Origin of the sequence: Flavobacterium fontis, from assembly GCF_900129405.1 — a bacterium.
Taxonomy (GTDB): Bacteria; Bacteroidota; Bacteroidia; order Flavobacteriales; family Flavobacteriaceae; genus Flavobacterium; species Flavobacterium fontis.
Map to the genome: position 1 here is coordinate 1 of NZ_FQVQ01000009.1, position 23,717 is coordinate 23,717.

The 23,717-nt window shown below is 42.4% G+C and carries 13 protein-coding genes and 2 tRNA genes; 8 read left to right on the forward strand and 7 right to left on the reverse strand.

The window, feature by feature from the left end:
* From BUC17_RS08530 to BUC17_RS08540, 3 genes are all read right to left on the reverse strand, one after another.
* Positions 1–5,450: MopE-related protein (locus BUC17_RS08530; protein WP_200798329.1), on the reverse strand; the 5,450-nt coding region annotated here is incomplete at its 3' end.
* Between the two features lie 154 nt (positions 5,451–5,604).
* Positions 5,605–6,618, reverse strand: a complete 1,014-nt coding sequence (galE, locus tag BUC17_RS08535) for a UDP-glucose 4-epimerase GalE (protein WP_073363379.1) — start codon at positions 6,616–6,618, stop codon at positions 5,605–5,607.
* Positions 6,619–6,632: 14 nt separating this feature from the next.
* On the reverse strand, positions 6,633–7,760 hold the full coding sequence (locus BUC17_RS08540) for a DegT/DnrJ/EryC1/StrS family aminotransferase (RefSeq protein WP_073363380.1): 1,128 nt from the start codon (positions 7,758–7,760) through the stop codon (positions 6,633–6,635).
* A 177-nt stretch (positions 7,761–7,937) separates the two neighbouring features.
* Between BUC17_RS08540 and BUC17_RS08545 the strand changes: the two genes are divergently transcribed.
* The 3 genes from BUC17_RS08545 (at position 7,938) to BUC17_RS08555 (ending at position 11,717) form a co-directional block, all read left to right on the forward strand.
* The gene (locus BUC17_RS08545) at positions 7,938–9,203 is read left to right on the forward strand and encodes a 3-deoxy-D-manno-octulosonic acid transferase (RefSeq protein WP_073363382.1); all 1,266 of its coding nucleotides are present in this window, start codon (positions 7,938–7,940) and stop codon (positions 9,201–9,203) included.
* Complete coding sequence (locus BUC17_RS08550) at positions 9,190–11,361, forward strand: S46 family peptidase (protein ID WP_073363384.1); 2,172 nt, start codon at positions 9,190–9,192, stop codon at positions 11,359–11,361. The genes BUC17_RS08545 and BUC17_RS08550 overlap by 14 nt, the downstream gene beginning before the upstream one ends.
* 140 nt (positions 11,362–11,501) lie before the next feature.
* Entirely contained in the window at positions 11,502–11,717 is a 216-nt protein-coding gene (locus BUC17_RS08555) for a hypothetical protein (RefSeq protein WP_073363385.1), read from the forward strand.
* A 125-nt stretch (positions 11,718–11,842) separates the two neighbouring features.
* Here the strand turns inward: BUC17_RS08555 and BUC17_RS08560 are convergent.
* The 3 genes from BUC17_RS08560 to mutS all read right to left on the reverse strand — a co-directional run bounded on the left by BUC17_RS08560 (position 11,843) and on the right by mutS (position 14,744).
* Positions 11,843–11,928, reverse strand: a tRNA-Leu gene (locus BUC17_RS08560).
* Between the two features lie 12 nt (positions 11,929–11,940).
* A tRNA-Gly gene (locus BUC17_RS08565) sits at positions 11,941–12,013 on the reverse strand.
* Between the two features lie 130 nt (positions 12,014–12,143).
* On the reverse strand, positions 12,144–14,744 hold the full coding sequence (gene mutS, locus BUC17_RS08570) for a DNA mismatch repair protein MutS (RefSeq protein WP_073363387.1): 2,601 nt from the start codon (positions 14,742–14,744) through the stop codon (positions 12,144–12,146).
* A gap of 146 nt (positions 14,745–14,890) precedes the next feature.
* Here mutS and BUC17_RS08575 point away from each other — a divergent pair, with 146 nt between their 5' ends.
* The 3 genes from BUC17_RS08575 to BUC17_RS08585 are packed head-to-tail and all read left to right on the forward strand — an operon-like array spanning position 14,891 to position 17,974.
* Positions 14,891–15,358 carry a DUF1573 domain-containing protein gene (locus BUC17_RS08575; protein WP_073363388.1) on the forward strand — a complete coding sequence of 156 codons (468 nt, stop codon included), beginning with the start codon at positions 14,891–14,893 and terminating at the stop codon, positions 15,356–15,358.
* A 56-nt stretch (positions 15,359–15,414) separates the two neighbouring features.
* On the forward strand, positions 15,415–15,945 hold the full coding sequence (locus BUC17_RS08580) for an RNA methyltransferase (RefSeq protein ID WP_073363390.1): 531 nt from the start codon (positions 15,415–15,417) through the stop codon (positions 15,943–15,945).
* Between the two features lie 4 nt (positions 15,946–15,949).
* The gene (locus BUC17_RS08585; RefSeq protein WP_073363392.1) at positions 15,950–17,974 is read left to right on the forward strand and encodes an Ig-like domain-containing protein; all 2,025 of its coding nucleotides are present in this window, start codon (positions 15,950–15,952) and stop codon (positions 17,972–17,974) included.
* On the opposite strand, the gene folK is transcribed toward BUC17_RS08585, so the two are convergent.
* Positions 17,963–19,099, reverse strand: coding sequence for a 2-amino-4-hydroxy-6-hydroxymethyldihydropteridine diphosphokinase (gene folK / locus BUC17_RS08590; RefSeq protein ID WP_073363393.1), 1,137 nt, complete (start codon positions 19,097–19,099; stop codon positions 17,963–17,965). The two genes, BUC17_RS08585 and folK, sit on opposite strands and share 12 nt — an antisense overlap.
* 133 nt (positions 19,100–19,232) lie before the next feature.
* Between folK and sppA the strand changes: the two genes are divergently transcribed.
* A complete protein-coding gene (sppA, locus tag BUC17_RS08595; RefSeq protein WP_073363395.1) occupies positions 19,233–20,990 on the forward strand; it encodes a signal peptide peptidase SppA in 1,758 nt (585 codons plus the stop codon).
* 139 nt (positions 20,991–21,129) lie between these two features.
* Entirely contained in the window at positions 21,130–23,703 is a 2,574-nt protein-coding gene (locus tag BUC17_RS08600) for an AsmA family protein (RefSeq protein WP_073363397.1), read from the forward strand.
* Positions 23,704–23,717: the final 14 nt, after the last annotated feature.

The following is a 23,717-nucleotide window of genomic DNA, read 5'->3' on the forward strand; positions in this document are numbered from 1 at the left end:
TCATTAAACAAACGGAAACGGTATTGTGCCGCCGATTGAACAGCATCAGCCGATATACGCTCACTGTAGCTGGTCACCGCATAATCGTTACACTGTGTCCCACGAACTTGTGTCGTAGGGTGTTTCGGTGCTTGAATCGTACAGCTTGGACCGTAAGGCAAGAAGGAACCATCGGTGTTACGCACTGCACATGAGACGCTATAATTTGCATCGTAACGGAAATCAGTTACTGCAGCAAACGTAAAGTTACGGATACCCGAAGTAATTTCTTGGACAGGACCAGCAGGTTGTAATGAGCTGTCCAAACGTTGTACACGATAACGATAACCGTTGCTTCGTTGTACAATCGTACTGAAGATTTGCGTATTGATTCCTGTCACTTGTGTCCCACAACCAATCATGGAACTAATCGGTGTTGGCGTCAACAAGAAACATGGTGCGCTGTAGTTAGGCTGCCATACGTTGTTGAAACGCACTGCAATCTCTACTTTAAACTTCGCATTGTACTTATAGTTAGATAAATTGTGTAAGTATAAATTACGCAATACCATATCCACAATCACTTGTGTCCCTGGAATTTCAGTATCATCCGCTGGATTCACTTCTGTAACTCGGAAACGATAGCCTTGAGCCCCGGTTACCCAGTTGGAATACACGATACCACCGAAGGCAACTTCAGTACCACAGGTTGCTGTTGGGATAGCACTTACAATGGGGGTACAACCTCCTGGTAAACCTAAGTTATCGATATTCCCATTACAGTCGTTGTCAATACCGTCGTAACATACATCAACCGCACCCGGACGAACGTTTGCACGCGTATCATCACAATCGCCATTATTTACAGAAAAACCTGAGGGTGCAATCGACACATTTGCCACACAAACCGTAGAAGGCGCTGCAGTGGAGGCACCAAACCCATCACCATCCGCATCGACATAGAATGTACCGTTTACAAATACTGCTGCATTAGCATCGTTACAATCGGTATTGTTGGCTACATATCCCACAGGAGCTCCGGTACATGAAATTGCAGTTACAGCGCTAGTTCCAAATCCATCATTATCGGCATCTTGATAATAGGTAACATTGGAGGATACGGTTAAATTTAGCGTTGTGGTATGTGAACAACCACTAGAGAGCGGCGTGATTACCGTATATACACCACTTGTAGTATAGGTTACATTATTCAAGGGCCAAGTATAGCTTCCGCAGGCCGTTTGATTTTCTGTCGAACTTGTATCCACACAATTTTCAGCCAATTGGAGTGTCCCTAAAGTAGTAATTCCTACTAATTCGGTTGAATTTGCATTTCGCACACCTGGAGAAGGGTAATTCCAAGTAACTCCTGAATAAACACCGCCTTGCAAAGCTGCCGTATTGGTTAACCCATCTAAATCAGTGGTTAAAAATGTAAGTACCGCGGCATAGTTTGAAAAAGTCAATCCACTTCCCGACACTGACCAATTGCGATTCACAGAGCGATTCACTTGAAGGCTGGATGAACTAATTTGAGCGAAATCGGCAGGTTCAGTGGAAACGGTTATTGTGCCCGAATTCGTAATCCCATTAAAGGTCAAACTTGCTGGAGTGTAATTTGCCATAACAGCATCACCGACCTCAAAAAGTTGGGTTGTGGCTGTAGCAGAAAAAGACTTACGTAAATTTCCATTAACATGCCCTAGTGTTCTATTTACGGAACCGTTTGGTGTGATAACTAAAACATTTGAACCTGTAGAAATCACCCCGTTGGTTAATTGTAGGATTCCATTAACACTTGCATTTTGTGGTGTTTGAATACTCAACCCTGTGGGATTATTGACTTGAACATTATTAAACGTGGTCATCGTTGTTCCCGAAATAGTTTGCGGCAATAACCCATTGAAAATCACAGAAGCATTTCCTGAAATAAAACTCCCATGATTCAACCAATTTCCTTGTATTGAGACATTTAAATTATTGGATGCCAACGAACCACCCATGATGGAAACATTATTTTTTACAGTGATCGCATTAGTAACTAATTGCGCGGTTGGAGTATTAAATGCATTGATTTCTAAATCAAAAAAGGGAACAGTTGAATTGATGCGAATCGTTTGATTTATTGGTGTAGATGCCCCTCCAATTTTTACAGTTCCTCCAGTAACAATGCTGCTGTTGGATAAATTGATATAATCGGCTGTTGAACTTGAACTTGCGCGGCCAAGTGTAATTGTACCACCGGTCACTTGATAGGAGCAGTTTCCTGAGATTTCAAAAAGTCCTCTGGTAGTACTCGTCGATCCTTGGAGCCCCACATTGACCTCCCCTGCATAGAGCTGAAAACTACCAAAAGAAGTTCCACTATTGGGAGCAATTCGTCCTGCCACATTAAGCACCCCTCCTTCTAGGATTAGGGTACCACCATTCAAATAAGTGATTGAATTACTCACCGCTGTGCCTACATTAAATGTACCCGCTGAGATGCGCAACAAACCAGGATTGAGCGTCAACGAAAGATTTCCTGAATTAACCGTACCTCCATTTAACCAAAACCCAGCATTTGAACCAATGGTTGACGAACTTGTAAAGGGAGTGATAACTGAATTACTAGACAATTTAAATGTCCCTGTCGTTAATAGAAGTGGGTTGGCAGGAGCATTCAAGGAGATTACTGAAGTTGCTTCTACGACATTAGCTGTAACTCCTTTATTGACTTGAAGAAAATGAAAGGCCGTTGTTGAAGTACCGGTAATTTCCTGATAGGCTACTGTATTAACAAAAGCAACCGTTCCGATTCCGCGGACAAAATTTCCATTGTTAATCCAATCGCCAAAGACATTTAAAGTATAGTTTGTGGTGCTGTTCATGGTTAAACTCGCTCCAGCATCAATCGTAATTGAGGCACAAACTGCGCCTGCCCCGTTAATCTGAGGTTGATTTGGAGCTGTGGCTGGAATTTGTATCGCATCGGAAGCTGTAGGAAGCATCCCCGAAGCCCAATTATTGGTATCAAACCAATCGCTTGAAACGATACCGGTCCAACTTACTCCTGTACAATTCAAATCACCAGGAGTTTTGGTTATGGTTAGACAACGTTGCCCTTCAAAAGTACCCGTAACAGCACTCACAGCATAGTATTCATTTGTAGTGGTGCTTTGTCCGGTGAGAATGGCGCTATTGCCTTGAAAAGTAATTGAAGAAGTGACTTCCTCCATATATTGCGCGCCCAATCGATATACTTTGTACGAAGTAGCTCCTGTAACGGGAGACCATTTTAAGGTTACCACATCGTTACACGCTTTAAATACTCTTAAATTATCAGGAGTACCGCTGATGTAATTCACCTGACTTGTTGATGTTAAACTTCCGCGTTGAACACGAAAACGAACCGAAGCCACACCACTAACTTGAGGAGCAATCCAGGTGTAGGTTCGTTTAGCAGCATCATACCCCGATACAATGGAAATCCAATTCCCACTGTTATTTAATTCATATGACAAATTAAAAGTGTCTGTTGACCCATAACTATCCCAACGTAAATTGTATTCTTGACCTGCTATGAGTTTTTCATTGTAAAGTGGGTACGTCATGGTTAACTCGTCGCTCAAAAACTCATAAACAAGGTAGTACGTTTGAGGACCAAAGGGCACATTGGCGCCATTAATCTCAACCGTCCAATTTCCTGCTTGAGGATCGTCAACCGTCACTTGTTCAATAGTATTTATGGCATCAATCCCTCGTGTTGCCGGCAAACTTAAATTGGCTGGATTGGGAGTCGTGTCCAAAACCCAAGGATTATAAGCGACGTTGGATGGATTTCGAAGTGAAAGATTTAAATTATTTACGATCGCGGGATTGGCATTAACAGCTGCCGCCACATCGGGCCATACGATCATTACACGAACTTGCTTGGTATTGGCAGGAACTGAAATGGAATGGGTAACCACTTGATTGTTTGAAACCGCTCCGTTTAAAAAACGATTCTCATCAATTAATGTATAAGCCCGACGTAAATTGGTTCTCCCATAGCCATGAATGTGATCGGGACCGGGATTACCCATATCATCAGAAGTATTCATCAAAATAGCACGTAACAATGATGAAGGCGGTTCGTTACCGGCATTCTTTGTTTTATACACCTGAGCTATTTGCGCCAGTTGACCTACAAATTTTGGTGCTGCAAACGAGGTTCCTTCTGCTCCTTCGATAACCATTTGTGGAATAATTCGTCCATCGTACATAGGTCCTCGACTACTAAATCCAGTAATCTCATCGTTGGACGACAATGCGCCGATGGCAACATGGTTTTTATTTTGTTTAACTTGACCCGTTATATTGGACCATCCCGCAAAATTATAAGGAGCATACCCTACAGCCGTTCCCGAATTCCCCGAAGAATAGGTTACCAAATGATTGGGGAAACCAACGATTCGCAAATCATGATTTCGTGCCGCACTATCATACCCTCCCGAAATCGCAAATCCAAAAGAGTGATTGGTGTACCGCAATTGATGCGTATTGTACAATCCTGCATAATTTAGGGAACCATCTGAACTAAGAATGGTAGCCCCCCATGCATTATTGCGATCCTGGGGATCTTCATTTCCGGCGCCTCCTGCATTTTGGGCACAACCTACTTTATGACTTTGCACATCAATTGATGTTCCTACTTCTTGCGTTCGCCCTTTGACATCGATCAAACTAGAAAGCAATCCGTCTTCACCTATGGCAATAACAACACCCGATCCATTAAACATTAAACCGTTAAATCCTGTATTTAAATAATTCGATCTTCCGGTTGTATTGCGATGGCTGTAATTTTCCTCGCGAACAGGCGCTTCTTCCACTGCGCCCACAAACTGAATGTAGGGCAAATCAATCACAGCATCCCATTGTGCTGCGGGAATTACAACATCAATTTGTGCCGAATAATCTCTATGTGTACCGACTTGAATCCCTTTTGCTTTAAGTGCGTTGATCACCGCTGTTCCATTCAACGTGCGGTAATAACTCAAGGTAAGTCGATAATTACTCCGTTCTTTAGCATGCGCTGGAATGCCTTTAACTTGTAAATCGGTTTCCAATTTGAATCCACGACTCACTGTAAGAAGTGCACGTATTTTGGAAGCTATATTGGACAGCGAAAATGAAGTGTCGATCACAGCAAAATAGGTGTTTCCCGACACATAATCAACCAAATGCAACCCCTGTAGCTCCCATGTCTTTCGCTCGGCATCAGTGGGTAGTTGATAGAATTGAACCAAACGAAAGTACTTCCCCATAAAAGGCGTGTCGCCCTCCAGTTTTAAGTTGGTCTTCGGTGTTTCTTGTACCTCAAATCGACCGATATCGGTTTTAATGACATACGGCTCCACAGACTGACCATAAGAAAAAATAACGGCAAATATGCTAAAAAATAAGCTTACCATTCGCCGTGTCACATACTGTTTTGAAATAAAATTTTGCATTTTTTTGGATTAGGTTGATGCTTTAAGTTCTTCGAAATGAGTTCAAATTTATAAATCCAAGACGTAAAAAATTAACATTTCTTTTAGAAAAGTAAGGTGGCATAAAAAAAACCGCCTAAAAGACGGTTTATACAAAATAATAATAAGTTTTTTACTACGAACGAATACGTTGCTCCCACTTCCAAGCGCTAGCTAATGCCTCTTCTAGTGTAGATTCTGCTTTCCATCCTAATACGGTATTGGCTTTATCGGTATTGGCATAGGCTTCTGTAATATCGCCTTCTCGACGTCCTACAATTTGATAGTTTAAAGGTTTTCCGCTAACTTTTTCAAAGGTTTTAATCACCTCCAAAACCGAGCTTCCTGTCCCCGTTCCCAAATTGAAGGTTTCCACTTTTTCGGTATTTTTTTGCTGAAGTAACCGTTGCAATGCAACCACATGGGCTTTCGCCAAATCGACTACATGGATATAATCCCGAATGGCAGTTCCGTCGGGAGTAGGATAATCATCACCAAAGACCGAAAGTTTTTCGCGAAGTCCTATAGCCGTTTGTGTAATGAACGGTACAAGATTTTGAGGCACCCCCAAGGGTAACTCTCCAATCTCAGCCGTGGGATGCGATCCAATGGGGTTGAAATAGCGCAACAAAATAGCATTGATCCCCGTAACTTTTGCTGTATCGGTGATAATTTCTTCTCCGATTTGCTTGGTATTCCCATAAGGAGAAATGGCGGGTTGCACCGAAGCATCCTCTGTAATCGGCATTTGTTTGGCCTGACCATAGACGGTGCATGATGAACTGAAAATAAAATGAGCTTGGGGAAGCGCAGCTAACGATTGCAATACATAAACCAACGCATTGATATTATTTTCATAATACAACAACGGATTTTCAACACTTTCGCCCACCGCTTTACTGGCCGCAAAATGAATCACTCCCGACACATCCTTATGCCTTTGGAAAAAATCTTGGACCGCTGCTTTCTCGCGCAAATCAATCTGTTCGAATACGGGTTTTTTCCCTGTAATTCGTTCAATTCCCTCCAAAACGGTAACCGAAGAATTAGATAAATTATCTAAAGCAATAACTTCAAACCCTTGATTTTGTAATTCTACAACGGTGTGTGACCCAATAAATCCTAAGCCACCAGTGACAACAATTTTCATCTGCTTTCTTTGATTTAAATAAATTCCAATATCGTTTCAGTAATAAAACGAATCTGTTCGTCATCGAGTTCGGTATGCATTGGTAACGCAATAACTTCATCGACTAATTGATTGGTTACTGGAAAATCTTCCTCGCGGTAACGCGCATCCAAATAGGCCTTTTGCCGGTGCAAAGGAATCGGATAGTAAATCGCACAGGGAATACCTTTTTCTTGCAAATGCGCGAGTAAGGCATCGCGTTTCCCATTTAAAATGCGAATTACATATTGATGAAACACATGACAATCGCAGTGGTCACAAATCGTAGGAACCCAAATATTTGGGTTTGCGGAAAGCGCCTCACTGTATTTTCGCGCAGCAGTTTGACGCGCTTTATTGTAGGTATCCAAATGGGGTAACTTTGCTTTCAACACGGCCGCTTGAATACTATCCAATCGCGAATTAACACCGACCACATCGTGATGATACCGCACATACATCCCGTGATTGACGATCCCTCTTAACGTATGCGCCAAGGCATCATCGTTGGTAAAAATCGCCCCACCATCGCCGTAACATCCTAAATTTTTGGAAGGGAAAAATGAGGTAGCCCCTACATGTCCGATGGTTCCTACTTTGCGTTTTGAACCGTCTTTTGACGTATAATCGGCACCAATGGCTTGGGCATTGTCTTCAATCACAAATAAATTATGTGCTTTGGCAATGTCCATAATCGCATCCATATTGGCTGCACGACCAAACAAGTGAACCGGTACTATCGCTTTGGTTTTGGGTGTTATCGCTTGACGAATTCGCTCCAAAGAAATATTCATATTATTCAAATCCACATCCACCAAAACAGGGGTCAATTGCAACAACGCAATGACTTCCACGGTAGCTGCAAAGGTGAAATCGGCCGTAATAACCTCATCGCCCGGTTGCAAACCCAATCCCATCATCGCAACTTGCAAGGCATCGGTTCCATTGGCACAAGGAATAACGTGCTTTACCCCCAAATAGGCCTCCAAATCGGCTTGAAATTGATGTACTAGGGGACCGTTGATGTAGGTAGTGGTATCTAAAACCTCTTGGATGGAAGCATTAACTTCCTCCTTTATTTTATCGTATTGACTTTTTAAGTCAACCATTTGTAATTTTTTCATACGTGGTCTAAAAACGAAACAAAAGTACATAAAATCTCCTTGCCCTTTACGACCAACCTTCTCTTTTTCGCTTTAAATTTTCGTAAAAATCCGACTACTTTTCGTATCGCTTAAGGGGTAAAAATCGCTACGTATCATCAGCATTTTATTTGTATTTTAGCCCAGAAAATTTCAATAATGCGGTTTGCTTACTCCTTACTCATTCGGTTCGTGGCGATAATTCTCCCGCTTTTGGCCCGTTTTAATGCCAAATTACAACGCTTTGTAGAGGGTAGAAAATCGGTATGGCAAACTTTGGAAAAGGGATTACAAGGCCACCAAAAAACACTTTGGTTTCACGCCGCATCTTTGGGGGAATATGAGCAAGGACTTCCTGTGATGGAAGCGTTGAAAGCAAAATATCCTGAGTATACCTTTGTGCTTACCTTTTTTTCGCCTTCGGGATATGAAGTACGGAAAAATAATCCTGTCGCCGACCTCACAGTATATCTGCCTCTGGACACTCCCGAAAATGCCCGTCGGTTTTTACAAACGGTGCAACCTGAAATGGCCTTTTTTATCAAATATGAATTTTGGCCCAATTACTTAAACCAATTGCGGCAACAAGCGATTCCCACTTATTTAATTTCTGGCGTGTTTCGACCCAATCAAGTGTTCTTTAAAGTGTATGGCGGATTTTACCGCAAGGCTTTGCGAACGTTTAGCCATTTTTTTGTTCAAAATGACCTTTCCAAAACCCTTCTTCAATCCATTGGAATAAAGGCGATTTCAGTGTCTGGCGATACGCGTTTTGATCGCGTGAATACCGTTTTACAACGCGACAACACGCTTGATTTTATGGAAGAATTTACTCAAGACGCCACCGTTATTGTTATTGGGAGTTCATGGCCTAAAGACGAAGAACTGTTGGCAAACTATATAAACGAAGCCCCCAAAAACCTTAAGTTTGTCCTCGCACCGCACAATATTAAATCCGAGCAACTGGATGCGTTTGTGGCATTATTGAAGCATCCTTCGGTTCGGTATTCACAACGAGATACTCTATCCCTGCAGGATTATTCCATTTTGATTGTGGATACAGTGGGACTCCTTACAAAAATTTACGCCTATGCCGATATCGCTTATGTGGGCGGAGGTTTTGGTTATCCGGGTGTTCATAATGTTTTGGAACCTGCTACATTTGGTATTCCGATTGTGGTAGGACCGCATTACGATCATTTTGCGGAAGCCACTGCACTGGTTCATTTGGGAGGTTGCGTGAGTATTTCGAATGAATTGGAATTAAAAACGATACTCGATACTTGGGTTGCAAATACCCTAGAACGCAAAGAAAAAGGCAAGCTTTGCGCTACCTTTGTCCAAAAAAATACAGGAGCAACCGAACAAATTGTTTCCTACATTACTACTAATAACAAACCTACGTTGACGCATGAAAAAATGTAAATTTCTATTTTTTGTACTTTTTTTAAGTTTTCAAGTCCTTGCCCAGCAGGGCGGAATGTGGTTGCCGCATTTACTCAAAGGCGACCGGGAAACAGAAATGAAAAATTTGGGACTCAAATTGACCGCTGAACAAATTTACTCCCTCAACCAATCGAGTCTAAAAGATGCCGTTCCGCAATTTGACGGCGGCTGTACGGCTGAAGTAATTTCTAATCAAGGACTCATTTTAACCAACCATCACTGTGGTTTTGATGCGATTCAAAATCACTCCTCGGTAGCACACGATTACCTGCGCGATGGATTTTGGGCCTACAGCTTAAAAGAGGAATTACCCAACCCCGACATGGTCGTCACGTTTGTAGTGCGTATTGAGGATGTGACCTCAAGTGTACTTGCGGGTACGGAAAACATTACCAATGAAACGGAAAAACAGAAAAAAATTCAACAAAATCTCTCTGAATTAACCAAAAACTTACCCAAAGAGAGTTGGCAAGAAAACTTGATTAAACCCTTCTATGATGGCAATCAGTACATTCGTTTTGTAACTGAAACGTTTAAAGATATTCGTTTGGTTGGAGCCCCGCCTAGCGCAATTGGAAAATTTGGTTCGGATACCGACAACTGGGTTTGGCCGCGACACACGGGGGATTTCTCTTTGTTCCGAATTTATGCCGACAAAAACAATCGTCCCGCTGCTTATGCCGCAGAGAACATTCCCTACACCCCCAAACATTTTTTCCCTATCTCCATAAAGGGGATTCGTGAAAATGATTTTACCATGGTAATGGGCTACCCCGGACGTACACAAGAATACTTACCTTCGTATGCCGTTGAACAAATCATGAATACTTTAAATCCGGCCAAAATCGATGTGCGAGACGCTGCTTTGAAAATTCAGAACAGCTTCATGCGCAAAGATCAAGCAATTAAAATTCAATACGCCTCCAAGAATTCGAGTATTGCCAATTACTGGAAAAAATGGATTGGAGAGACAAAAGGCTTGAAAAAATCGAATGCCCTTGCTGCTAAAGAAGCGTTTGAAAAAGAATTGACGGAAAAAATAAATAAAGCCGGAAAACAGGGAGAATATGGAAATTTATTGGGTGATTTTAAAACCTACTACACTGAAATTCGCGATTATGCATTGGCACGCGACTTATTTACCGAAGTGGTATTGCGCAACACCGAATTATTGCAAACAGGCTACAAATTAGTGCAACTGGAGCAATTGTATCAAAACAAAGGAGAGCAAGCGTTTACCGAACGTAAAAATGTGTTGTATAAAGGAATCGATGCTTTTTACAAAGATTATCATGCCCCACTTGACAAAGCTGTTTTCGAACAATTAATCGCGCTGTATGCCCAACGTTTGCCTAAGGCTTTTATCCCTAGTGTATTGGAAAATGTCGATGCAGCAAGCTTAACCAATGAAATCTATTCCAGTTCAGCACTCACGAATCTTGAAGGATTTCGAAAATTATTGGAGGGCGACACAGCTACCATTTTGGCCAATATGCGTCAAGATAAGGGCTACCAATTGGTCAAATCAATTACGGAAACGTATTTAAAATTGGTGGCCCCCAAATGGGAAGAATGGAATGCAAAAATTGCCGCGACACAACGCAAATACATGAAAGCTATTGTCGAATTGAGTCCGAAATCAGCGCGCATATTCCCTGATGCCAACAGTACCTTACGCGTTACCTTTGGAAAGGTTAAGGGCTACAAACCCAGTGATGGCGTTTATTATGAACCTTTTACCACGTTGGAGGGTGTGATGGAAAAATACATTCCTGGGGATTACGAATTTGACGTTCCGGAGAAATTGATACAATTATACAATGCGAAGGATTTTGGACCGTATGCCAATAAACAAGGGAAAATGCCTGTAGCTTTCATTGCAACCAATCATACCACAGGGGGGAATTCAGGGAGTCCCGCGCTCGATGCTGAGGGGAATTTAATCGGTTGTAATTTTGATCGCGTGTGGGAAGGAACGATGAGTGATATTTACTATTCGCCCGAGATTTGCCGTAACATTATGGTGGACGCACGGTACATTTTATTTGTGATTGATAAATTTGCAAACGCTCAAAACATCATTAAAGAGCTGAAAATCATCACTCCGCAAACGAAAAATAAAAAGTCTAAAAAATAGACTTTGGCACGATGTTTGATAAGTAAATGGCGGAATCCAAAGTGCGAATTTTTTAAAAAAAAGGAGACAATTGTTTTTCTGATTAAAAAAATTTATATCTTTGCTCCGAATTAATAATTAACCTTTTATAATTAAGTAAGATGAAAAAAGTATTTTTAAGCTTAGCTGTAATCGCTGCTTTGACTGTAGTATCTTGTAAACAATCAGAAAACACTGACGCTGCTGCTGCTGACACAACTGCTGTTGACACAACTGCTGCTGACACAACTGCTGCTGCTGATACAACTGCTGCTGACACAACTGCTGCTGACACAACTGCTAAAGCTGAAACAGCTGCTCCAGCTGAGAAAAAATAATTAGAACCTCGTTCTAGTTAAGAAAAAAGTCCCGAATTCGGGACTTTTTTGTTTTCTATCGTTTTTAAAAATAAAAGCTGTCGTATATACAAAAAAAAACTCCTTACTGATGTAAGGAGCTTTTGTACTCAAGGCGGGACTTGAACCCGCACGGACATTACTGCCCACTGGATTTTAAGTCCAGCGTGTCTACCAATTCCACCACTCGAGCCTTGGTATTTTGAGCGAAAAACGGGGTTCGAACCCGCGACCTCAACCTTGGCAAGGTTGCGCTCTACCAACTGAGCTATTTTCGCCTGTAAACTTTAGAACCAACCGCATTAACTGCGATTGCGGATGCAAATGTAACACATTAAATGTATTTTGCAAGGGAAAATTTGAAAAAAATTAGACTCCTTCAGTAAACCCTTGATAACCAAACTGTCCTTACTGTCCTAGCATTCGTTTAATTTCGTTGAGCTTCATTAATGCCTCCACGGGCGTCAAGGTATTTATATCCAACTGTTGAATTTCCTCGCGTATCTCCTCCAATAAGGGATCATCCAAATTGAAAAAACTAAGCTGTAAATCGGTATCCGGGTTTTTATCCAACAACACTTCTGACGAATGATTCTTTTCTAATTTCTTCAACATCTTTTGGGCTTTTTGTACCACTGTTTGGGGCATTCCCGCCATTTTTGCCACATGGATTCCAAAACTATGGGCACTCCCGCCCTCTACCAACTTACGCATAAACAAAACAGTATCTTTGAGTTCTTTTACCGAAACATTGTAATTCTTGATCCGTGCAAAAGATTCGCCCATTTCATTCAATTCATGATAATGCGTTGCAAATAAAGTCTTGGGCCGTGAAGGATGTTCATGTAAATACTCGGCAATCGCCCAAGCAATCGAAATTCCATCGTAAGTACTTGTCCCGCGTCCAATTTCATCCAAAAGCACCAAACTCCGCTCAGAGATATTATTCAAAATAGAAGCCGTTTCATTCATTTCAACCATAAAGGTAGATTCGCCCATCGAGATGTTGTCACTAGCGCCCACACGGGTAAAAATCTTGTCAACTACCCCCATACGCAAACGTTCAGCAGGGACAAAACTTCCCATTTGAGCCAACAATACTAAAAGTGCTGTTTGCCGCAGTATGGCCGATTTTCCCGACATATTGGGCCCCGTTATCATCATTAATTGTTGATGGTTTCGATCGAGATACACATCATTGGCCACATAAGGCACCCCCGCTGGCAATTGCTTTTCAATGACAGGATGACGCCCGTTGACAATTTCCAACTCAAAGGATTCGTCCAATTCGGGACAAACATAATGATGCTCCACGGCCATTTGTGCAAACGACAACAAACAGTCCAATTGGGCGATCAATTGCGCATTGGTCTGCACGGGCTTGATATAACTCCCCACCCAACTCACTAACTCTTCAAACAAGCGGGATTCAATATGTTGGATTTTCTCCTCGGCCCCCAATATCTTTGTCTCGTATTCTTTCAATTCCTCCGTAATATACCGCTCGGCATTGACCAAGGTTTGCTTGCGAATCCAATCGTGAGGAACTTTATCTTTATGGGTGTTTCGAACTTCAATATAATAGCCAAAAACGTTGTTGAAAGCAATTTTTAAAGAGCTAATCCCAGTTCGTTCCGATTCGCGTTTTTCAATCCCCTCCAAATACTCCTTCCCCGAATAGGCGATCTTTCGTAAGGCATCCAACTCCTCATGAACCCCTGCACGTATAGCATTCCCCTTGGCGATAGAAACGGGTGGCTCGGCTTGTAAGGTGGTCGCAATTTTTTCGCGCAACACATCACAAGCCTGCAGACTATCGCCCAAAACACGAACGGCTTCTTGCGGACTTGCGAGTGCCCAATCTTTAATGGGAAGTATCGCATCTAACGATTCTTTCAAGGCCACCAACTCTTTGGGTCCGATTCGCCCTGTCGCTACTTTGGAAATTAACCGCTCTAAGTCGGAAATCAAGCGAATTTGTCGTTGCATTTGTTGCAACACATCGGGATGACTCTGCAAATAGGCAACCACTTGGTGTCGTTCTCTAATTTTAGCAATTTCTTTGAGTGGTAAAGCCAACCATCGTTTCAACAAGCGCGAACCCATAGGCGAAATCGTTTTGTCGATTACGTCCAAAAGGGTGACCGCATTGGGATTGTAACTGTGGTATAATTCTAAATTTCGAATGGTAAAACGATCCATCCACACATAGGCGCTCTCGGCTATCCGCTGGATTTGCGTAATATGTTGTAATTTATGATGCTGTGTTTCTGACAAATAATACAAAATAGCTCCCGAAGCTACTATACCTTCCGTTACCTCTTCAATCCCAAAACCTTTTAAAGAATTGGTTTGGAAATGGGTCGTTAATTTTTCAAACGCATAATCGGCTTTGTAAATCCAATCCTCAAGAAAAAAAGTGGTGTAGTGTTCTCCAAAGGTTTCTGAAAATTGCTTTTTCTGGTATTTGGGCACTAAAATCTCTGCAGGAGCAAAGTTTTGCAACAGTTTATCCAAATATTCTTCGTTGCCTTGGGCAGTGAGAAACTCTCCGGTAGACACATCCAAAAAGGCTATCCCGTGTATTTTTTTTCCAAAATGAATCGCTGCAAGAAAGTTATTGGATTTTGCTTGCAATACTTCATCATTTAAAGCGACTCCCGGCGTCACCAACTCTGTGACCCCTCGCTTTACGATGGTTTTGGTCATTTTCGGATCTTCCAATTGATCGCAAATCGCCACCCGAAGTCCGGCCTTAACCAACTTGGGCAAATAGGTATTGAGCGAATGATGTGGAAATCCTGCCAACGCCGTTTCGGAAGCCGAACCATTGCCTCGCTTGGTTAGAATAATGCCTAATATTTTGGAAGCACGGATGGCATCCTCCCCAAAAGTTTCATAAAAATCACCTACACGAAACAACAAACAAGCGTCCGGATACTTGGACTTAATTTCGTTGTATTGTTTCATCAAAGGGGTTTCTTTGAAACTTTTCTCTTTTGTAGCCACTTCGTTTTCATTTAAAAATTAGGAACTACGAAAATAGCTATTTTCTTCAGAAATCGTTCGCATGAATCACCGAACAATTTGAATAAAAAACAGGAGGTTAACGAAATTTTGTTAGCTTTGCTTGTCTAATTTAAATTCATTGTACGATGAAAAAAATACTTTTAGTAGCTGTATTGTCGATTATGGGAGTAGCTCATGCCCAAACGCCCAACGCGAATGCAAAACCGGCAACACCTCAACCTGCACAACCGGCTCAAAAAGTGGATGGTCCGCAAATCACCTTCGAAAATGAAACGATTGATTACGGAACAATTCCTCACAATGCCGACGGTAATCGTGAATTTGTTTTTGTCAACACGGGCAACAAGCCTTTGATTATTGAAAGTGCACAGGGCTCTTGCGGTTGTACAGTGCCTACAACCCCTAAAGATCCGATTCAGCCCGGGCAACGCGGTGTAATTGGGGTTCGTTATGCCACTGACCGCGTAGGTCAATTTACCAAAAATGTCACCGTGCGCTCCAATGCAGTGGGTAATGAAATTAAAGTACTTACCATCAAAGGAAATGTACTTCAAGCCCCACAACCCGAAAGAACGACACCTGTGAAAAGTTAATAATACTTTATGAAACGATAAAAGCTCCTTTCTGGGGCTTTTTTTATTTTTGTACTATGCGAAAATTAGCCAATAACGAACTAGAGCGAAAAACGGTAGCCGACTTTAAATCGGCGGCAAAAACACCCGTAATTCTTATCCTTGACGACATTCGGAGTCTCCACAATATCGGTTCTGTTTTTCGAACCGCTGATGCGTTTTTGATTGAAAAAATTTACCTCTGTGGTATTACCGCTACCCCACCCCATAAAGAAATTCAAAAAACGGCTTTGGGCGCCACCGAAACGGTAGCGTGGGAATACCAAAAAGATGTGGGAACCGCGATTGAAAAGCTCCAACACGAAGGCTGGAAAATTTACGCCATTGAGCAAGTCGAAGGGGCCACATTCCTAAATTCCTTTCACCCTCAACCCAACGAACGTTATGCGTTAATTTTTGGAAACGAAGTTTACGGTGTATCACAAAAAGCGATTGAACACTGCGAGGGTTGTATCGAAATTCCCCAATTGGGCACCAAACATTCACTCAATATTGCCGTAAGTGCTGGGATTGTGGTTTGGGATATTTTTCAAAAAATGAAACAATAATCGTATGTGTCGCCTACTCGTACTTTTTTTGTTTTTAAGTTGTACCCTTGGAGCGCAAACATCCAATATTGCTCCGATATTACAAGCTACAGGTAATCAAGCCTATTGCCCCGGTACGGCCCTACCCATTGCTACCGCTATGTCATTTATCGACCCCGATGATACGGGAACCCAACAAGTGACGGTGCAAATTTCGGGAGGCTATGTCGTGGGGCAAGATATTTTAATGCTTACGGGAGTTCACCCAAACATCAGTAGCTCTTGGGACGCTGCTGCGGGAAAACTAACCCTGACCGGAATTACGAGTCAACCTACATACGCCGAATTACAAGCCGCCATTTTAGGGGTAGTATATCAAAGCAACCACCCTGCGCCCACGGGAACACGAACCTTCGCCATCGCTGTGGGTGATGCGAATTATCTCCCCGCTACGGGGCATTATTACCTTTTTGTACCCAATGTGGGGATTACCTGGAGTGATGCACTAACGTTGGCTGCGGCCAGCAACTATTTTGGGTTACAAGGGTATTTGGCTACGCTCACCTCGGCCGACGAGGCAACATTTGCTGGAAATCAAGCTTCAGGCACTGGCTGGATTGGCGCAAGTGACCAACAAATCGAGGGACAATGGCGTTGGATGTCGGGCCCTGAAATGGGCACTTTACTCTCGTATGCGTTTTGGAATTCAGGAGAACCCAACAATATGGGAAATGAGGATTATGCACACATCACCGCTCCAGGGGTTGGAATTCCCGGCTCTTGGAATGATTTATCCAATACCGGAGAAGCGAGCGGACCCTATCAACCGCAAGGCTATATTGTTGAGTTTGGAGGGATGCCCAATGATCCCATACTGCAATTATCTACGAGCACCTCGGTATATATGGTACAAATCAATAGTATCACCGAAGGAGAATCTTGTGGTCCGGGAAGTGTAACCCTTTCGGTCAATGCTTCTGGTAATCCGATTGCCTGGTACACGAGTGCGGCTGGAGGAACCCCTATTGCTACAGGACCGACATTTACCACCCCCGTTCTAGCGTCAACAACGGTTTATTTTGCCGCTTTGGTTGATTGTCCCAACATCCCCCGAACGCCTTTGGTAGCTTTGATACGAGATATTCCCATAGTCACGGTTGGACCCACAACTACGGCCTGTGCTGGAAATTCGCAACTTTTGAGCGCCACCACTACGGCGGGGATTCTTCGCTGGTATGACGACCCTACCACGACAATTGCTTTGGCTACGGGCGCAACATTTTCAACGCCACCACTAACTAATGCAATCATATTTTATGTAGAGGCCGACAACAACGGCTGTCGCTCTGGACGCATCCCTATTTCCATACCCTTATTTCCGAGTCCCGACTTGGGGAATGACGAAATCTTAGAATGGTGTGAAAATCAAACAGGTACCCTTAGTGTGTCATTTCCCAATGGAGCGTATGTGTGGTCTAATGGAAGTACTTCCAATGCGATAACAGTTTCCCAAGCGGGAACCTACACCGTTACGGTAACGACGCCTGAAGGGTGCTCGGACAGTAAAACCTTTACCGTCAACACCTACTTTGTTCCTCAAATTGCTTCCGTTTTGGTTAATGGCTTAGAAGTTAGCCTTTTCATGGTCAATCCCGGTGATTATGAATACAGCATTGACAGTTTGAACTTTCAAGAGACTCCATTTTTTACGTTACCTACGGGAGGGAATTATATAGCAACGGTTCGTGAAATTCATGGCTGTGGATTGGTTGTCTATCCTTTTAATGCCACTTTTTTTAGCTCCTTTTTCACCCCTAATGGTGATGGTATCAACGATCAATGGACTCCAAAAGGACTTGAATGGAATGCCCAAACCACTATTGTTATTTTTGACCGTTTTGGAAGAATAGTAAAAGCCTTAGATGCCAATACGCCCGCTTGGGATGGGCTTTTCAATGGTCAGCTGGCCCCCGCAGATGATTATTGGTTTCGCTTTCAAGCAAATGAATCTGCTGCGCCTCAATTGGGCCATTTTAGTTTAAAGCGATAAACTTTCCTGAATTTTATCAAGAATAAAAACGTAGTCCGATTGATGTTTTACAAAATCCAGTTCAGAAACATCAATGACCAATACATTTAAGCCTTGTTGCGTTTTGATAAAATCCAAATACCCACTGTTGATTCGTTCCAAATAATCGGCGGGAATTTCTTGCTCATAACTGCGCCCTCGCTTACGGATATTCGCCAACAAACGCTCCGTATTTTGATACAAATAAATGTACAAATCAGGTTTAGGCATTTCCTTGTAAATGATATCAAAAAGGGTTTTGTACAATCGATATTCGTCATCGGCTAGCGTGACCTTGGCGAAAATAAGTGACTTAAAAATGTGGTAATCGGCTACGATAAAATCTTTGAACAAATCAAATTGTGAAAGGTCGTCGGAAATTTGTTGATAGCGATCGGCCAAAAATGACATTTCTAACGGAAAAGCGTACCGACTTTGGTCTTTGTAAAATTTAGGTAAAAACGGATTGTCGGCAAAGCGTTCATAAACCGTTTTTCCATTGAAATCCGCTGCAATTTTTGAAGCCAACGTGGTTTTCCCAGCACCGATGTTCCCTTCGATGGCAATGTAGTTAAACTTATCTAAGGTGATTTTTGCTAAGGGTTGAGGCATCGAACCCACCCGCTCGCATCGTCCCTTGTCGGAGCATGCATTAAGTAAAGCCGTTACCGAAATTCCCGTGCGTGGGTCTTTCCAATACGGGAGCACTTCCTGCAAAGGGCGCAATACAAACAAACGATCGGCCAAATGCGGATGGGGCAAGGTCAAGGTTTCGGTTGTGAAACACTCCTCATCGTAACTGATGATATCAATATCGATGATGCGGTCTTGATAGCCCGGAGTTGATTTTGCCTTTCGTCCCATCGTTTGCTCCAAGCGTTGAAATGCTTTCAATAACTTTTGAGGCGGTTTATATGAATGTGCCACTAGCACACAATTGTAAAAAGAGGCGCTTTCAAATCCCCAAGAATCACTTTCATACATCGAGGAAATAGCGACAACCGTGGCAATCTCCTGATGGATTTGCGCCACACATTGCACCAAATTCTCGGGTTTGTTCCCCATATTGGTACCTAAAGCGATGACAAGGGTATGTTGAGCATTCATGGAGCGCAAAATAAGTAAAAGTTAGTCAGTTTACCTTATTTTTGCCGTCTGTGTTGATAACTATTTCTTTAAAATTAAAGAAAACAAAACGTAACATTTTCAATGCTTTGACAACTAATTAGAAAAAAAAGTTATGCGATTTTTAAGTAATGTGTTGGCCACCTTAGTGGGACTGTTTCTGTTTTTTATGATTTCGTTTTTCGGTCTCATCATTATTGCTGCCCTGTTTGGGGGGGATGAAGAAACCGTAGCGGTGGAATCCAATTCAGTCATCGAACTGGATTTATCTCAAGTTTCTCTCGATTATGCGGGGAAAATCAACTTTACCGATATTGGGCAATATACCGAAAACCATGATGGGTTGATGGATATTATCCATGCGCTATCGTATGCAAAAGGCGATACGGATATCAAAGGAATTTCGATTATTAATTCCAATTCAGCCCTGGGCATGGCACAAACCAAAGCCCTGCGGGATGCCCTTACCGATTTTAAAAAATCAGGGAAATTCGTATACGCCTATGCCGACGTGTATTCGCAAAAAGACTATTACTTGGCTTCTGTGGCCGATAAAGTATATATCAATCCGGTTGGGGAATTGGATTTTAAAGGACTTTCAGCTGAAGTGATGTTCTTTAAAAACATGCAAGAAAAATCGGGTGTAAAGATGGAAGTAATTCGCCACGGGAAATACAAAAGCGCTGTAGAGCCCTTTTTGGAGGAAAAAATGAGTGAGGCCAACCGTGAACAAACCAATCAATTGATTCAATCGCTTTGGACTTCTATGTTGAAAGACATTAGTGCCAGTCGTAAACTCTCGATTGAACAATTGAATGCTATCGCAGATAATTTAGGTGCGCGAACTCCGGAAATGGCCAAAGCCAGCCGTTTGATTGATGGCATTACTTATGAAGACCATTACCACGATGTCATTCGTAAAGCGCTGGATGTAGAAAAAGATACGGGATACAATACGGTTTCGATTGTGGATTATGCTGAAGCCAATGCAACAGCGGCGATGGATTTGGAAAGTTCCGATAAAATTGCTGTGATTTATGCGCAAGGAGAAATTGCAGAAGGGGAAGGCGACGTCAATATCATCGGTGATGGTGCCATGCGCAGAGCTATTCGCGCCGCGCGTCGCGATGAAGATGTAAAAGCGATCGTATTACGCGTTGATAGTCCGGGGGGGAATGCTTTGACTTCGGACTTGATTTGGCGAGAAATTGAACTCACCAAGAAGGTAAAACCCGTTGTCGTTTCGATGGGGAACTATGCCGCTTCAGGAGGGTATTACATTGCTTGTAATGCAAATAAAATCTTTGCCGAAGAAACGACTATTACAGGATCGATTGGTGTTTTTGGGGTGATTCCCAATTTTGCCGAATTAAGCCAACGTATCGGTCTTACGGTTGATCAGGTACAAACCAACGCACAAGCCAACGGGTATAGTCCGTTTCGCCCTATGGATGAAAGTTTCCGAGCCGTGACCCAGGAAGGAGTAGAACGCGTATATGCTACCTTTGTCAAACGAGTAGCCGACGGACGAAAACTAACGCCTGCGCAAGTAGACGCTATTGGCCAAGGACGCGTATGGAGCGGAGCAGATGCGACCAAAATTGGTTTGGTCGATGCTATTGGCGGGATGGAAGAAGCCCTTGCAGAAGCCGCCAAATTGGCTAAAATCAAAAAATACCGCACCCAAGAATTTCCTGAATACGAACGCGAAGTCTTTGCCTTTTTTGAAGAAATGGGACTCATTCAAAGTCGGGAATCGTTGTTAAAAGAAACCATGGGAGCTGAAAATTATGCCGTATTCCAACGCATTCAAGTGCTGGCTCGTCAACGAGGCGTCATGGCACGCGTTCCTTATGAACTCGAAATTCAATAACCTATAAACCGCCTAACATCAGGCGGTTTTTTTTATTTTTTTTAGCATTTCCCTTACGATAGACTCCGCTAGAAAAGATTATTTTTGTTTTATCTCGTTTTAGGCAAGATTTTTGCCAAGCCCTTTAAAACCACTCATTATGTTGAAGAAAATCGCCAAAATTACCGGAATCACGTTGGGAGTACTCCTTATAGCGGCTTTTGCAATTCCGTATTTTTTCAAAGATCAAATTAAAGCCCGTATTGAAAAAGCACTCAACGAAAGTGTCAATGCTACCGTCTCTTTTGCCGATGCCGAGGTAAGTCTTTTTCGAAATTTCCCAAAAGCAACGGTAAGTATCGAGAAAATGGCGATTATTAATAAAGCACCTTTCGAAGGGGATACTTTGGTCGCTTTTGAATCCTTAGCCTTGAAATTGTCGGTCATGGAATTGTTCAATGATGAAACCGAACCCATGCAAGTCGATGCCATTGCGACAAAAAATGGACTCATCAATGTTATTCTCAACAAAGAAGGTATCGGCAACTATGATATTGCGTTAAAAAAACCAGATGAAAAAGGAGCTGCCGAAGAAAGCAAACCGCTGTCTTTTAAAATTAAATCCTATGAAATTGAAAATTACCGCTTTCGTTTTACCGATCAAGCCTCAAACATGAAGGTGGTCCTCGACAGCATCCAACATACCGGTGTAGGCGATTTTAGCAATGATGTCTTGGATTTAGATACCCACACATCCACCAACGTTTCGTTTTCGATGGACAAAGCCAATTATATGCGAAACATTCCCGTGAGTTTGGATGCCATTTTGGGTTTGGATCTAAAACAAAGCAAATACAGCTTTAAAAAGAACGAAGCCAAAATCAACGATTTACCTCTAAAATTCAATGGATTTATTCAGCTTTTGGAAAAAGCCCAAGTGTATGACTTGACGTTTGAAACGCCCACTTCCGACTTTAAAAATTTCCTCGGGTTGATTCCCGCTGCCTACCGCAGTAATATCGATAATGTAAAAACAACGGGACAATGCAGCATCAAAGGATTTGCCAAAGGTCAGTTAACAGAGACCTCAATTCCCCGATTTTCGGTGGCCATTGCCTCAAACAACGCTTCATTTCAATATCCCAACTTGCCCAAAGCCATAAAAAACATTCACATTGATACCAAAATTGTAAATGAAACTGGGCAAGTCAACGACACCTATGTCAACCTAAACCGCTTGTCGTTTGCCGTTGACCAAGATGTATTTGATGCCAAAGCCACCCTCAAAAACATCGCTGAAAATGCCCTAGTGAACGCCCAATTAAAAGGGGTCGTCAACCTAGCCAATTTTTCAAAAGCCTACCCTATTGCCGTTGACAAACCTTTGTCGGGTATTATCAAAGCTGATGTGAGCACTGAATTTGATATGGCTGCCGTAGAAAAAAGTGACTACGCGCGTATCAAAAACGAAGGGGAAATTGACCTCACCGGATTTCGTTATACCGATGAAAGCGGTAAAACAATGGACATCAGTAAAGTATTGGTTGCTTTCAATCCGAGTCGTGTTGTGTTGAAAGAATTTAAAGCAAAAACAGGAAAAAGTGATTTGGGCGTGAGTGGTGTACTGGAAAATTTTTATGGCTACCTCTTCCGCAACCAAAACTTGGAAGGCAACTTTACCCTGACCTCCAATCAAATTGCAGTAAGTGATTTTATGACTACCGAAAAAGCGGCCCAAAGCGAGACTGCAAAAAACAAAGAACCGCTTAAAATTCCAGCCTTCTTAGATTGTACACTCACTGCCAAAGCCAATACGGTATTGTATGACAATTTAACGTTGAAAAACTGTGCAGGAAAGTTAATTATTAAAGATCAAAAAGTAACCCTGGAGAATGTAAAAACAAACATTTTCGGCGGGCAAATTACCTTTAATGGTGATGTTTCAACGCAAACGAAAGTACCCACTTTTGCGATGGACTTGGGGTTAAACCAAGTTGACATTGCACAAACCTTCACCCAACTTGAAATGTTTAAAAAAGTGGCTCCAATTGCAGGCGTTATCAATGGAAAATTCAATTCCAAAGTACAGTTGAAAGGATCCTTAAACGCAACCGAAATGACACCTGATCTGAAAAGTCTCAACGGCGATTTGATGGGGCAATTGTTGTCTACCACGGTCAATTCGAACAACTCCAAACTCTTACAAGCCTTGGATGGGCAACTCAAATTCATTGATTTGAACAAACTGAATTTAAACAACCTCAAAACGGCCCTTCATTTTGAAAATGGCCGCGTTACCCTCAAACCGTTTGACCTAAACTACCAAGATATTAAAGTAAGCGTCAATGGTTCACACGGTTTTGACCAAACCCTGCGCTATGGTTTGACCCTTGATGTTCCTGCAAAATATTTAGGGCGCGAGGCCAATGCGCTTTTGGCAAAACTTTCTCCAGCAGAAATCAATGCGTTGGGTACACTTCCTATCAACGCGACTATTGCAGGAAATTTTACTAACCCCAAAGTAACCACCGATTTAAAGGCAGCCACGACCACGCTCGCCAACCGATTGGCACAACAACAAAAGAATAAATTGGTCGACAAAACGAAAAACGAGATAGGACGAATTATCGATCGAAATACAAAACCCGGGGACACCGCCAAAGCCTCTTCAAAAGAAGCGGTAAAAAATAAGGCCGGAGATTTGTTAAAAGGGTTGTTGGGTAAAAAGAAATAGTATCTTCGCACTGA